We start from the raw sequence: 13,339 nt of genomic DNA, 5'->3' as shown, positions 1-13,339 counted from the left end.
GTGAGACTCACTTCTTCGCAGCTGCTTCAGCAGCCTTCTCGACTTCCGAGGCGCGCAGCAATTGGAATCTCATGCCGAAATTGGCCACCCGACGTTGATCCCGAGCGCTCAGGTTCACGGTACCAGCCTGAATTTCAAGCAATTCAGGGCGGGCAAACCATGGCGAGCCCGAAGAAAAATTCTTCAGCACTTCAGACACGCGCTGATTGGACTGGGCCACCCCTTGAATCAGAATGGTCTGCCCCTCTTGCCGCATGCTGGTCACATACACCCCGTCAGGCAATTGTTTGACCAACTCATTCATGAGGTAGGTCTGCGCATTGCGATCGGACTGCAGGTCTTCCACCGCTTTCTGACGCGCCTTCAGTGCAGCAATCTCGGCCTCGATGTTCGAGATCTCCTTGATCTGCACTTCAAGGGACTTGATCTCGGCCTTCAGGGTCTCGTTGCGCTCGCGCTGGTCGGTCAAGCTGGACTGATACACCAAGTACACCAAAGCCACAACCAGGGCCCCGAGCATCATGGACCCCACCACGGCCACTTTGAAGGCCTCTTTGCGCTTGAGGCGAGCCTCTTCGCGATGGGGTAGCAGGTTGATCAGGATCATGTCAGAAACCTCCGCATGGCCAAGCCACACGCGGTGAGGTAGGCGGGCGCCTCACGAGCCATCTTTTTCATCCGCACCGAGTCCTGAACCTGCATGCCTTCGAAGGGATTCACCACACTGCAGGCAAACGAGGTCTGTTGCGTGACCGCCTCAGCCAGGCCCGGCAGGGCCGCGGAACCGCCGGCCAGCATGATGTGATCCACGCGGTTGAACGGTGTGCTCGTGAAGAAGAACTGAAGCGCCCGACCGATTTCCTGTGCCACGCTCTCGACAAATGGCCGCAGCACCGAAGAGGCGTAATCGTCAGGCAACTCACCAGAGCGCTTCTTCGATTCCGCCTCCTCAGGGGAAAAACCATATTGGCGCACGATCAACTGGGTCAATTGGGCACCGCCAAAGGCCTGATCACGCTCGTAGAGAACCTCGCCATCCTTGAGCACCTGCAGGCTGGTGGTCATCGAGCCCACCTCGAACAGGGCCACCATGAGCCCGGCGCCCTGCCCGGGCAACTGCTCGATCAAGCGCCCTGCAGCAAGGCGGGAGGCAAAAGACTCGACATCCAGCACCATCGGCTTGAGTCCAGCGGCCTCGGCCAGGCCCTGGCGATCCTGCACCTTTTCCTTGCGCGAAGCCGCAATCAAGACGTCCACGTCGCCCTGCGAGCTGAGGCTGGGGCCGATGACACAGAAATCGAGGCTGACCTCCTCAAGCGAGAAAGGGATGTATTGATTGGCTTCGGATTCGACCTGGACTTCCAGCTCCTGATCCGAAAGGCCGCCTGGAAGAACAATGCGCTTGGTGATGACGGCCGAAGCGGGCAGCGCCATGGCCACATTTTTGGTGCGACTGCCGCAACGCTTGATCAGGCGTTTGACGGCATCAGCCACTTCATCGAACTTCTCGATGTTGCCGTCGATGATCCAGCCTTTCTCCAGCGGCTCCATCATGCAGCGCTCGAGAACATACCCTCCGGACTTTTCGCGACCCAGCTCGACCAGCTTGACGCTGGACGAACTGATATCAATGCCGAGCAGGGGCGCCACCTGCCGGCCAAACAATGATCCTAAAGAGATCAAGATGGTCCCCCGTAACACGCCCGGACGGACGCTTCTACTTCACACTTTGCTTGAATGCTATCAGCAAGGGTGTTGTCAGACCAAGGAATTCCACCCGGCAGCGTTCACCTCTCGTTGTCAAAAGCAGACGATTTGTGACTATTTTGCAATAAGTTACGGAACTCGCCGAGGTGGCAAGTCAAGGCAAGCCCTCCTGCGGATGCCCAATTTCTATAATTCGCAATTCACTTTGCATTCGACCATGGCACGCTCCACCCCCAAGAACCCTCAGGAGTCCCCTCGCACCAGCTCGCCAGGGAGAACTCACTGGGCGGTGCGGGCGCTGCTGTGGCTGGCCGGGCTGGCCCTGGCCGGTTTGTTGAGCGTGCTGATGCTGGTGGCCGTGGCACTGGCAGTGGCCTACCCCAACTTGCCCGACATCACCGACCTGTCCGACTACCAGCCCAAGCTCCCCTTGCGGGTCTACTCGGCTGACGGCGCGCTGCTTGGCGAGTTTGGCGAGGAACGCCGCAACCTGACGCCTATCAAGGACATCCCCAAGGTCATGAAAGACGCCGTGCTGGCGGTTGAAGACGCCCGTTTCTACCAGCACGGTGGCGTCGACTACATCGGCATGTTCCGAGCCGGACTGGCCAACCTGGGGCGCGTCAAAAGCCAGGGGGCCTCGACCATCACGATGCAAGTGGCGCGCAACGTCTACCTGTCCTCCGAGAAGACCTTCACCCGCAAGATCTACGAGATTCTGCTGACCTTCAAGCTTGAGCACATGCTGAGCAAGGACCAGATCCTCGAGATCTACATGAACCAGATCTTTCTGGGCAACCGTGCCTACGGCTTCTCGGCGGCGGCCGACACCTATTTCGGCAAGCCCCTGAAGGACATTTCAGTGGCCGAGGCCGCCATGCTGGCCGGACTGCCCAAGGCCCCTTCGGCCTACAACCCGATCAGCAACCCCAAGCGGGCCCGCATCCGCCAGCAATACATCATTGATCGCATGGAGGAAAACGGCTTCATCACCAAAGCCCAGGCCGATGAGGCCCGCAACGAGTCCTTGCGCATCAAATTCGGCCCCGACAGCTCACGCATCCATGCCGAATACGTGGCCGAAACGGTGCGCCAGCTGGTGCTCACCCAATACGGATCCGAGGCCTACACCCGGGGCCTGAACGTCTACACCTCGATCAATGCCGCAGACCAGGACACGGCCTACCGCGCGCTGCGCAAGGGCATCATGGACTACGAACGCCGCCAAGTGTACCGAGGCCCCGAGCGTTTCATCAACTTGCCCACCAACCCCAGGGAGCAGGACGAGGCCATCGATGACGCCTTCTCCGACCACCCCGACAATGGCGACGTGATGGCCGCAGTGGTGCTGGAAGCCAACCCCAAGAAGATCATCGCCGTGCGCCCCAATGGCGACAGCGTCGAGATCACCGGCGACGGCCTGAAACCAGCCCAATCCGGCCTTTCCGACAAGGCGCCGCCCAATATCCGACTGCGTCGCGGCGCGGTGATCCGCGTCGTGAAAACCCCCAAAGACAGCTGGGAGATCACCCAGTTGCCCGAGGTGGAGGGCGCTTTTGTCGCGGTGGACCCCCGCAGCGGAGCCATCAAGGCCCTGGTCGGCGGCTTCGACTTCGACAAGAACAAGTTCAACCACGTGACCCAGGCCTGGCGCCAGCCCGGCTCCAGCTTCAAGCCCTTCATCTACTCGGCCGCACTCGAAAAAGGCTTCGGCCCGGCCACCGTGGTCAACGATGCGCCCCTGTTCTTTGATGCCGGCACCACCGGTGGGCAACCTTGGGAGCCGAAGAATTACGACGGCACCTTCGAAGGCCCCATGACCTTGCGTCGCGGCCTGGCCAAGTCCAAGAACATGATTTCGATCCGGGTGCTGCAATCGATCGGCGCGCGCTACGCCCAGGACTGGATCACCCACTTCGGCTTCGAAGCCGAAAAGCACCCCCCCTACCTGACCATGGCGCTCGGCGCAGGCTCGGTCACACCCATGCAGATGGTGATGGCTTACTCGGTGTTCGCCAATGGTGGCTACCGGCTCAACCCCTGGGTGATCGATCACATCACCGACCAGAAAGGCAAGCTGCTGGTCCAGAGCAAGGCCCCCGCTCTGGACGAAAACCCCCGCGCCATCTCGCCGCGCAATGCCTTCATGATGGACAGCCTGCTGCAGGAAGTGGCCCGCTCAGGCACGGCCGCCAAGGCCCAGGCCGCGCTCAAGCGGCCTGATATTTATGGCAAGACCGGCACCACCAACGACTCCATGGACGCCTGGTTTGCGGGGTTTCAACCCACGCTGGCGGCCGTGACCTGGATTGGCTATGACACCCCGCGCAAGCTGGGTGACCGCGAAACCGGGGGGGGCCTGAGTCTGCCCGTGTGGATCACCTTCATGGAGCGCGCACTCAAGGGCGTGCCGGTGTCCGAGCCCAGTGCCCCGGAGGGCGTGGTCAATGTCGGCGGTGAATGGTATTTTGAGGAATTTGCCCGCGGCAACAGCGTGAGCACCCTGGGACTGGACGACAAGGGCGGCAGCGCCGGGGTGGCCCCCCCTGCAGCGGCCACCAGCGGAGCCCATGCGCCCGCCCCCGCAGACGAACGCTCGCGCATCCTGGATCTTTTCCGGAACTGAGGCCCTCTTCCGCGGAGCTGGAACCGCCCCTTTCTGGGCGTTCCGGGCGGTTCCCGAGCGACGTCAGGGCGCAGCAAACAGCAGGCTCAAGCCCGACTGGACGGTGGCGTCCTGGGTCAGTTGCTCAAAGAATGAGCTCGCGCCCTTGGTGTCGCGCCACTGTCCATCCAGCCAACGGTAGTGATAGCCCCCGCTGCGCGTGGCCAGCCACACCTCGTGCAAGGGCTTTTGCAGGTTGATCACGATCTGGCTCCGGTTGGGGAAGGCCAGGGTGATCATGCCGCCGCTGCGCTGGGCGTCGATATCGGCATCGGTGTCGTCATTGAGGGCGTCACAGCGCAGTTCCACCGCCTTGAGCAGGGTTTCGGCACGGTCCATGAATTCAAGGTCGGTCATTACAATTCGCTGATGTTGAGTCGAATCCAAATTCTAGTCAGGCTGATTGCCCTTGTCGCTGCGGGTGCCTTGTTCGGCTGCGGCCAACGCGGGCCGCTGTACCTGCCGCAAGACCCGGCCGCAGCCCAGCGTGCCACCTTGCCTCAGGTGCTGACCCCCGACTCGTTGCGGTCCCAGACGGATCGCAAGCCGTCCGACGACGCCCCTCCGGCCACCCCCCTCACGCCTACCACCACCACACCATGACCCAAGCCCCGTTGCCCGGCCAGCCCCATATCTCTTATCGCGACCAGGTCCTGACCATCGAAGGCGTGGCCAGCCCCGAGCTCGCTCAACGCTTCGGCACCCCGCTGTTCGTCTACTCCAAGGCCTCCATGCTGGCCGCACTGGCCGCCTACCAGCGCGGTTTTGCCGGCCGCAAGGCCCAGATCTGCTACGCCATGAAGGCCAACTCTTCACTGGCCATCCTGCAGGTCTTCGCCCAGGCCGGGTGCGGCTTCGACATCGTCTCCGGCGGCGAACTGGCCCGCGTGCAGGCCGCCGGCGCCGATGTGTCCAAGGTGATCTTCTCGGGCGTCGGCAAAACCCGCGCCGAGATGCGCCAGGCCCTGCAGGCCGGCATCGGCTGCTTCAACGTCGAAAGCGAAGCCGAACTCGAGGTGCTGAATGCGGTGGCACTCGAACTCGGTACCACGGCCCCGGTCAGCATCCGCGTCAACCCCAACGTCGATGCCAAGACCCACCCCTACATCTCCACCGGCCTGAAGGGCAACAAGTTCGGCGTGGCACACGACGGGGCCCTGGCCACCTACCAGCGTGCTGCCAGCCTGCCCGGCCTGAAGGTGGTCGGCATCGACTGCCACATAGGCTCGCAAATCACCCAGGTCGACCCCTATCTGGATGCCATGGACCGCGTGCTCGATCTGGTCGAAGCGATCGAACAGGCTGGCATCCCCATCCACCACATCGACTTCGGTGGCGGCCTGGGCATCAACTACAACGGTGACACGCCCCCCGAAGCCGACGCCTTGTGGGCGCAGTTGCTGGCCAAGCTCGATGCACGTGGCTTTGGCCAGCGCCAGCTGATGATCGAGCCCGGCCGATCGCTGGTGGGCAATGCCGGCCTGTGCCTGACCGAAGTGCTCTACCTGAAGCCCGGCGAGCAGAAGAACTTCTGCATCGTTGACGCAGCCATGAACGATCTGCCCCGTCCGGCCATGTATGAGGCCTACCACGCCATCGTGCCAGTGCAGGCCGACAGCAGCCGCCCCACCACCCCCTACGACGTGGTCGGCCCGGTGTGCGAAAGCGGCGACTGGCTGGGCCGGGACCGCGCATTGGCAGTCGACCAGGGCGACCTGCTGGCCGTGCTGTCAACCGGGGCTTACTGCATGAGCATGTCGAGCAACTACAACAGCCGCGGCCGCCTGGCCGAAGTGCTGGTGAACGGCCAGCAGGCCCATCTGATCCGCCGCCGCGAGACCGCAGCAGACACGTTTGCCCTGGAAAACCTGCTCCCCAACGGCTGATTGGTGCGGATCAACGGCATTGATGTGCATCAAGTCACAGAAATGCCATTTCCGTACAGTGCAGGCTCCGGCCGTGTCGATGGCCGCAGGGAGTAAGCATGCCTTTGGAACTTTACCGCGACGCTGATCACGCCTGCCTGATGTTCACCGACCTCATCGAGGAAGGCGGCCAGGCCGTGCAGGCGAACCAGTTCCTGATCGTGGACGACGGCACGGGCGCCATCATCGACCCGGGTGGCAACCTCGCCTTCAATGAGCTGTTCCTGGGCATGTCCAAGCATTTTCCGCCCAGCAAGCTCAGCTACCTGCTGGCCTCGCACGCTGACCCTGACATCATCGCCTCGCTGGACCGCTGGATGACCTCCACCCGCGCCAAGCTGGTGATCTCACGCATCTGGGAGCGTTTCGCCCCCCACTTTGCCAAGGTCGGCAAGACCGAAGACCGCGTGATCGGCGTGCCCGATGGCGGCGGCAAGCTGCGCATCGGGCGTCATGAGATGTGGCTGCTGCCCGCGCACTTCATGCATTCCGAGGGCAATTTCCAGTTCTACGATCCGGTCAGCCGCATCCTGTTCACTGGCGATCTGGGCGTGTCACTGACCACCGGCCAGCAGGCCCAGAAGTTCGTCACCGACCTGACGGACCACATCCCGCTGATGGAGGGGTTTCACCGCCGCTACATGGTCTCCAACAAGATCCTGCGACTGTGGGTTCGCATGGCGCGCCAACTCGACATCAGCATGCTGGTGCCCCAGCATGGCGCCCCCATCGTGGGCCAGGTGGCCATCAACCAGTTCTTTGACTGGCTGGAAAACCTGATGTGCGGCATCGACCTGTTTGACGACCGCGCCTACCAGTTGCCCACGCTGCAGATCGACCCGCTGCGGGGCGCCCAGCCTGCCCTGCGCGCGGTCGGTGGCCATTGATCAGGCGCGGGACTCGCCAGCGCCTCGGCGCCTCTTGCGCCAGGCCTGCTGCAGGCGCCAGCCCAGCAGTACCGAGATCACCGCCGCGTAGACCGCCACCTCGGCAAAGTTGTGCTTGCCGGCCCGCATCCAGAAGAAATGCAGCAGGCCCAGCAGCACCACGGCGTACACCGCTCGGTGCAGCGCCTGCCAACGCCGCCCCCCCATCGCCTTGATGGCTGCATTGAACGAACTCAAAGCCAGGGGCAACATCAGCACGCAAGCCGTGAAACCCACCAGAATGAAGGGTCGCTTGAGGATGTCTCGCCCGATGTCACCCCACTCCAGCCCCATGTCGAACAGGCTGTAGCAAGCCAGGTGCACCAAGGCATAAGAAAAGGCGAACAGGCCCAGCAAACGCCTAAAACGGGCCAAGGCCGGCAGCCGCCCGATCACCCGCAGGGGTGTCACCGCCAACACCCCGCACAACAGGCGAAGGGTCCAGTCACCCGTGGCACGGATCAGGGCCTCAGCCGGATTGGCCCCCAGGCCCTCGGTGACCGTCAGCCCCACCAGCCAGGCCAGGGGAAGCAACAGCAACACCCAGGCCACGGGCTTGGCCCAGGGTGAGAGCAAGGCCGCCGACAGGCGTGATCGCACACCGACTGGCCCGGCCGTGCGGCCAATGGAAGGCGAAGAAGCAGAAGAAGCAGAACGCATTGGGGGGCTGGCGCTCAGTAGAACTTCTTCAGGTCCAAGCCGGCATACAGGGATGCCACCTGGGCCTCGTAGCCATTGAACTTCAGGGTTTTGCGCTTTTTGGCGAACAAGCCGTCCTCGCCGATGCGGCGCTCGGTGGCCTGACTCCAGCGCGGGTGATCCACCTCGGGGTTCACATTGGAATAAAAGCCGTACTCGTTGGCCGCCGCCTTGTTCCAGGCGGTGCCCGGCTCCTTGTCGGTGAAGCGGATGCGCACCAGGCTCTTGGCGCTTTTGAAGCCATATTTCCAGGGCACCACCAGGCGCACCGGGGCTCCGTTCTGCTTGGGCAGCACCTCACCATACATGCCGAACGACAGCAGGGTCAGCGGGTGCATGGCCTCGTCCATGCGCAAGCCCTCGACATAGGGCCAGTCGAGGATGCGCGAGCCCACGAAAGGCATGGTCTTGGGGTCGGCCAAGGTGTGGAATTCCACGTACTTGGCACTGCCCAGGGGCTCCACGCGGCGAATCAACTCGGCCAGCGAATAGCCCACCCACGGAATCACCATCGACCAGCCTTCCACGCAGCGCAGGCGGTAGATGCGCTCTTCCTGGGCGCTGAGCTTGATCAGGTCTTCCAGGTTGATCGGCCCGGGCTTCTTCACCAGACCGTCGATCTCGACCCGCCAGGGCGAGGTCACCAGGGTGTGCGCGTTGCGCGCCGGGTCGGCCTTGTCGGTGCCGAACTCGTAGTAGTTGTTGTAGCCGCTGGCGTCCTTGTAATCGGTCACCTTGTCCATCGTCAGGGCACCTGCCACAGCCGACTTGCCGGCCGCCAGCGCCGGCAGCTTGCCCGGACGGGCATAGGGTGCCGCCTGGGCCAAGGCGTCACGGGCGGCCCAACTGCCCAACGCCGTGCCGGCCCCGGTCAGGGCCAACTGCCGCAGCCACTGGCGGCGACCGGCATACACGGAAGCGGGGGTGATTTCGCTGGCGACCGGGTGTTGGAAACCGTCGTCGCGCGTCTGAATCAGCATGGAAGCTCCTTGAAGTTATGCGTTGGTCGGAGTACGACCCGCATTCTTTCAAGGATTCGCGAAATTCACCGAAAGTTCACAATGTCCCGTAACTGTGTAGGCCACTGAGGAACATGTTGACACCCAGGAAGGCGAAGGTGGTCACCACCAGCCCGCCCAAGGCCCACCAGGCGGACAGCGTGCCGCGCAGCCCCTTCATGAGCCGCATGTGCAGCCAGGCCGCATAGTTCAGCCAGACGATCAAGGCCCAGGTCTCCTTGGGGTCCCAGCTCCAGTACCCGCCCCAGGCTTCGGCCGCCCACAAGGCCCCCAGCACGGTGGCGATGGTGAAGAACGCGAAACCCACGGCAATCGCCTTGTACATCACGTCATCCAGCACTTCCAGCGGCGGCAGGCGGCGCGCAATTCGCTCGCGGGCCAGCAATATGCCCGCCACCACCAGGGCCGAGATCGCAAAGTACACCACCCAATAGCTGCCCCCAGCCTCGTTGGTGCTGCGACGGAACACCATGGGCTCGAAGCACAGCACGATCCCCAGCAACCACAGCGGGGTGAGCTTGTACCAGCGCTTTTCGCCCGCCTGCTGCTTGATCAGGTAGGCGAAAGCCACCATGGCCGAGAGCGCAAACGTGCCATAGCCAATGAAGTTGGCCGGTACATGGAGCTTCATCCACCAGCTTTTCAGGGCCGGCACCAGGGGTTGGATCTCGTGCGCCTCGCGCACCACCGTGTACCACAGCAGAAAACCCACGGCCGCGCTCACCACCAGCATCACGAAAGCGCCCAGGGCACGGGTCTTGTACTGCGCCTCGAAATAGAGGTAGAACACCGTGGTGATCCAGCAAAACAGCACGAACACCTCGTACAGGTTGCTGACCGGGATGTGCCCGATGTCGGCCCCCAGCAGGTAGCTCTCAAACCAGCGCACCATGGTGCCCGTCAGGGCCATCACCACCGAGGCCCAGGCCAGGCGCGAGCCCGTCAGCTCCATGGTGGCCCCGTGCTGGCCACCGATCAGCCCCAGCCAATAGAAGATGGTGCTCATGAACACCAGCATGCTCATCCACAGGATGGCCGACTGGCTGGACAGGAAATACTTGAGCCAGAACACCGTGTCCGCCCGCGCCAGCGTGGGCGCCTCACCCGAAGCGTGGTAGGACGAGATGGCCAGCAGGCTGAGGCCTGCCACGCCCACCATCAAAACCGCCAGCGGGCGCCAGAACCAGCCCAGCCAGATCGCAGCCGGCACGGCGGCGATCAGGATGCCGGTTTCATAGACGTCCATGGCCTGCCCATACAGGGACAGGGTGGCGCCCCCGGCGGCCAGCACCAAGGCGGCAAACAGCCAATCCAGCCAGGACCGGCGTGAAAAAAACCCTTCGCTGAGGGTGATGCTCGTCGTCGGACGGGTCGCGGTGTTCATGGGGTCGACTCCGGTGTTCAGTTCGGGGCCACAGGGCCGTCGGCCGCGTCGGGGGACGCGGGCGCCAGGCTCAGCAGCTTGATTTTCAGGTGCTCGAATTCGCGGTCGCCATCCATGGTCTTGCGATTGCTGGACAGGGCCATCGTGGCTCGGGTGCCGGTGGACTCGGGGCGGACCCAGATCCAGACACGGCGTTCGCGCACGTACAGCATGGCAAAGACACCCAGGATCAGCAAGGCACACCCCAGATAGACCACCGTCTTGCCAGGGGCACGCGCCACCTGGAACACGCTGGCCTGCACCTGGGTGAAGTCCTTCAGCACAAAGGTCAGCGGCACTGGATAGGCCTGCACATCGCTGAGCGACAACACGGCCTGAGTCATGAAGGCCTGGGTCTTGGCTTCATTGGGCCAGGGCTTCAGCCCGGCCTGCTCGCGGCTCAGTTGCTCCAGTTGGAACAGCACCCCGTTCAGGATCCGGATCAGCACCTCGCCCGCACGCGGGCGCTCGGCCTCAGGCACATTGGCCTCGATGAAATCGGCCACCGCCTGCAATCCACCGGTGGGGCGATCCGAGCCTTTGGCCGCCGCCGGGTTGCCGGCGAACAGGTCCAGCGCCCGGCCGGCCGAGGCCTGCAACTGGCGCGCCAACTCCGGTTTGCTGGAATCAATGGCCAAGGCCACGTAGCGGGCCACAGCCTGTTCGCGCAGCTTGGGCTGGCCAAGGGCCTTGCGAAGGCGCAGAAAACTGTCCATGCCGCCCTGATCGTCCACAGGCACCCGCAGGTAGCGGAACGGTTCGGCCGGTGTTTCACGCATGCCCAGCAACATCACCGGCGCCCCGCCGTCCTCCATGTCCACCGGCAGCATGTAGTTGTGGAACTCTCGGGCCTGGCCGGCCGCATCGCGCAGCTTGTAGGTGATGCTGGGGCCCACGTTGCGCAGCTCCTTCTTGGTCATCACCTTGTTGGCCGCCCCCAGACGGGCCTCGACCGAGTCGCGCAGATCGACCTTGCGCACATCCACGCCCGACCCCGAGGGTCCGCCCTGGCCGGCGAAATTTTCCACGTTGATCACACGCAGCGCACTGAACTCCAGGTTGAACTTTTCTCCGGTGTGGCTGCGGGTCAGACCGGTGCTGCCACCGATCACCCCGTCGACCTCGAAACGGGCACCATCCGAATCGAGCGGCAAGGCTTGCAAGCGCACCTTGGAGCCGCCATCGTCAAAGCTGGACTGGTAGATCTCGACACCGTGGTAGTTGACGGGGTGGTTCACCTCCACCCGCGCTTCGGTCAGCGCGCCGGTGGCCTTGTCGTGGATCACGATCTCGCTGGCAAACAGCTTGGGCATGCCGGTGGAGTAGTGCTCGACAACGAACTTCTTGAGCTCCACCGCAAACGGCAACTCCTGCAGCAACACACCGTCGGACTGATTGAGGATGGCCGTGCTCGACTGCGTGCCCTCGGCCACCATCAGGTTGCCGCGGAAGGTGGGGTTGTTCTCGCTCAGCCGGTGGCGGGCCGGCACATCGGCAATCAAGCCGGCACCAGCGTAAGGCACCTTGCCGTTGAACCACATCTGTGCACGCACCATCAGGTCGCCGTCCAGCAAACCGCCCAGGCAGATCAGCACGATGGCCGAATGGGCGGCGATGTAACCCAGCTTGTTGGCGGCCCCCGCCTTGGCCGCCACCATCCAGCCCGTACCCGGGCCGGCAGCGGTGTCACGTTGCTGAAGCCGAACTTTCCAGCCGCCCTGCACCAAGCCCTCGCCCAGGCGCCGGGCCACCCCCTCGGGGGCGTCGGAGAAGTCAGCCTCGGCATGCTGCCCGAAGGCGCGCAGGCTCTGTTCGCGGATGTTTTCCTTGAAAGTCTTCAGGTCGACCAGGATCTTGGGCGTGTTGCGGGCAATGCACAGCGAGGTGCTGACCACCAGGAAGCCCAGGATCAACAAAAACCACCAGGCGCTGTAAACCGAATAAAGGTGCAGTTCACCAAACAATTGGGCCCAGAAGGGGCCGAACTGGTTCACATAGTTGACCGCCGGCTGGTTCTGTTGCAACACGGTGCCAATCACCGACGCGATGCAGATGACGGTCAGCAGCGAGATGGCAAAGCGCATCGACGACAGCAGGTCCACCAGCACCTTGAGGCGCTCGGGGCTGCCGCGCGAAGGCTGCGCCTGCGGGCCGGGTTCAGCAAGGGGAAGAGACATGGTGTCGCCAGGGCCTGATACAAACAAAAAGGGCGGGCCGCAGATGAGGCCCGCCCTGCTGAGGGAGAGAAAACGGCCTGAAGTTCAAAGAACTTCGGGCCAAAGATCAGTGCAGGCCAGCAATGTAGTCGGCCACGGCCTTGATTTCACGGTCGTTGAGCTTGGCAGCCACACCCGTCATCTGCATGCTGTTCTTGCGCACACCGTCGCGGAAGGCGGTCAACTGGGCCGCGGTGTACTCGGCCTGCTGGCCTGCCAGTCGCGGGTACTGGGCCGGGATGCCGGCACCGTTCGGGCTGTGGCAGCCTGCGCAGGCAGCGATCTGACGATCGGCAATGCCACCGCGGTAGATGCGCTCACCCAGGGTGACCAGGTCTTTTTCCTTGGCGAAGCCCGGCTTGGCCTTGTTCTTGGCAACCCAGGCGGCGATGTTCTTCATGTCGTCTTCGCTGAGCGCGGCGGCCATGCCGCTCATGACGGCGTTGGCACGCTGACCCGACTTGAATTCACGCAGCTGCTTGACCAGGTAGTCAGGGTGCTGCTGTGCCAGCTTGGGGTAGGCCGGGGTGCCCGAATTGCCGTCAGCTCCGTGGCAGGCGGCGCAGGTGGCGAAGCTCGCCTCGCCTTTGACCAGGTCAGGCTTGGCCGCCGCAGCGGGTTTTTCTTCAGCAGCAAAGGCCGAAAAAGCGGAGGCGGCCAGCACGGCGGCGCTGAGCAAGGTAGCGATCAACTTCATATCGTGGCTCAATGATGTTAGGGGCGCAAAACCACTCGATTCTACAATGAGGCTTCAGGAAT

General features: G+C 63.3%; 12 protein-coding genes. 4 read left to right on the top strand and 8 right to left on the bottom strand.

Features of this window, described 5'->3' with window-relative positions; translation table 11 throughout:
* Positions 1-7: 7 nt before the first annotated feature.
* A complete protein-coding gene (locus AC07PT_RS10160) occupies positions 8-607 on the bottom strand; it encodes a PilN domain-containing protein (RefSeq protein ID WP_492347309.1) in 600 nt (199 codons plus the stop codon).
* On the bottom strand, positions 604-1,683 hold the full coding sequence (locus tag AC07PT_RS10155) for a pilus assembly protein PilM (RefSeq protein ID WP_494656609.1): 1,080 nt from the start codon (positions 1,681-1,683) through the stop codon (positions 604-606). The genes AC07PT_RS10160 and AC07PT_RS10155 overlap by 4 nt, the downstream gene beginning before the upstream one ends.
* Before the next feature lie 241 nt (positions 1,684-1,924).
* Here AC07PT_RS10155 and AC07PT_RS10150 point away from each other — a divergent pair, with 241 nt between their 5' ends.
* Complete coding sequence (locus AC07PT_RS10150) at positions 1,925-4,333, top strand: penicillin-binding protein 1A (RefSeq protein ID WP_494656608.1); 2,409 nt, start codon at positions 1,925-1,927, stop codon at positions 4,331-4,333.
* A 63-nt stretch (positions 4,334-4,396) separates the two neighbouring features.
* On the opposite strand, the gene cyaY is transcribed toward AC07PT_RS10150, so the two are convergent.
* The gene (gene cyaY / locus AC07PT_RS10145) at positions 4,397-4,729 is read right to left on the bottom strand and encodes an iron donor protein CyaY (RefSeq protein WP_492347312.1); all 333 of its coding nucleotides are present in this window, start codon (positions 4,727-4,729) and stop codon (positions 4,397-4,399) included.
* Positions 4,730-4,741: 12 nt separating this feature from the next.
* On the opposite strand from cyaY, the gene lptM reads away from it, so the two are divergent.
* The 3 genes from lptM (at position 4,742) to AC07PT_RS10130 (ending at position 7,184) form a co-directional block, all read left to right on the top strand.
* Positions 4,742-4,975: an LPS translocon maturation chaperone LptM gene (gene lptM / locus AC07PT_RS10140; protein ID WP_492347313.1), complete on the top strand. Its 234-nt coding sequence runs from the start codon at positions 4,742-4,744 to the stop codon at positions 4,973-4,975.
* Complete coding sequence (gene lysA, locus AC07PT_RS10135; RefSeq protein WP_494656607.1) at positions 4,972-6,258, top strand: diaminopimelate decarboxylase; 1,287 nt, start codon at positions 4,972-4,974, stop codon at positions 6,256-6,258. Before lptM ends, lysA begins: the two co-directional genes overlap by 4 nt.
* Before the next feature lie 98 nt (positions 6,259-6,356).
* Entirely contained in the window at positions 6,357-7,184 is an 828-nt protein-coding gene (locus AC07PT_RS10130) for an oxygen-binding di-iron domain-containing protein (RefSeq protein ID WP_027478407.1), read from the top strand.
* Here AC07PT_RS10130 and msrQ read toward each other — a convergent pair whose 3' ends face one another.
* The 5 genes from msrQ to AC07PT_RS10105 all read right to left on the bottom strand — a co-directional run bounded on the left by msrQ (position 7,185) and on the right by AC07PT_RS10105 (position 13,277).
* Complete coding sequence (msrQ, locus tag AC07PT_RS10125) at positions 7,185-7,811, bottom strand: protein-methionine-sulfoxide reductase heme-binding subunit MsrQ (protein ID WP_492347446.1); 627 nt, start codon at positions 7,809-7,811, stop codon at positions 7,185-7,187.
* An 86-nt stretch (positions 7,812-7,897) separates the two neighbouring features.
* A complete protein-coding gene (gene msrP, locus AC07PT_RS10120) occupies positions 7,898-8,902 on the bottom strand; it encodes a protein-methionine-sulfoxide reductase catalytic subunit MsrP (protein ID WP_494656606.1) in 1,005 nt (334 codons plus the stop codon).
* Between the two features lie 76 nt (positions 8,903-8,978).
* The gene (gene ccsB, locus AC07PT_RS10115; protein WP_492347316.1) at positions 8,979-10,325 is read right to left on the bottom strand and encodes a c-type cytochrome biogenesis protein CcsB; all 1,347 of its coding nucleotides are present in this window, start codon (positions 10,323-10,325) and stop codon (positions 8,979-8,981) included.
* Positions 10,326-10,342: 17 nt separating this feature from the next.
* Positions 10,343-12,541, bottom strand: coding sequence for a cytochrome c biogenesis protein ResB (locus tag AC07PT_RS10110; RefSeq protein ID WP_494656605.1), 2,199 nt, complete (start codon positions 12,539-12,541; stop codon positions 10,343-10,345).
* A 106-nt stretch (positions 12,542-12,647) separates the two neighbouring features.
* Entirely contained in the window at positions 12,648-13,277 is a 630-nt protein-coding gene (locus tag AC07PT_RS10105) for a c-type cytochrome (protein ID WP_492347318.1), read from the bottom strand.
* Positions 13,278-13,339: the final 62 nt, after the last annotated feature.

The sequence above is a fragment of the Curvibacter sp. GW821-FHT09D12 genome (genome assembly GCF_059416245.1).
The sequence above is the reverse complement of the archived record's forward strand: the minus strand, read 5'-3'. Positions and strand labels throughout refer to the sequence as shown.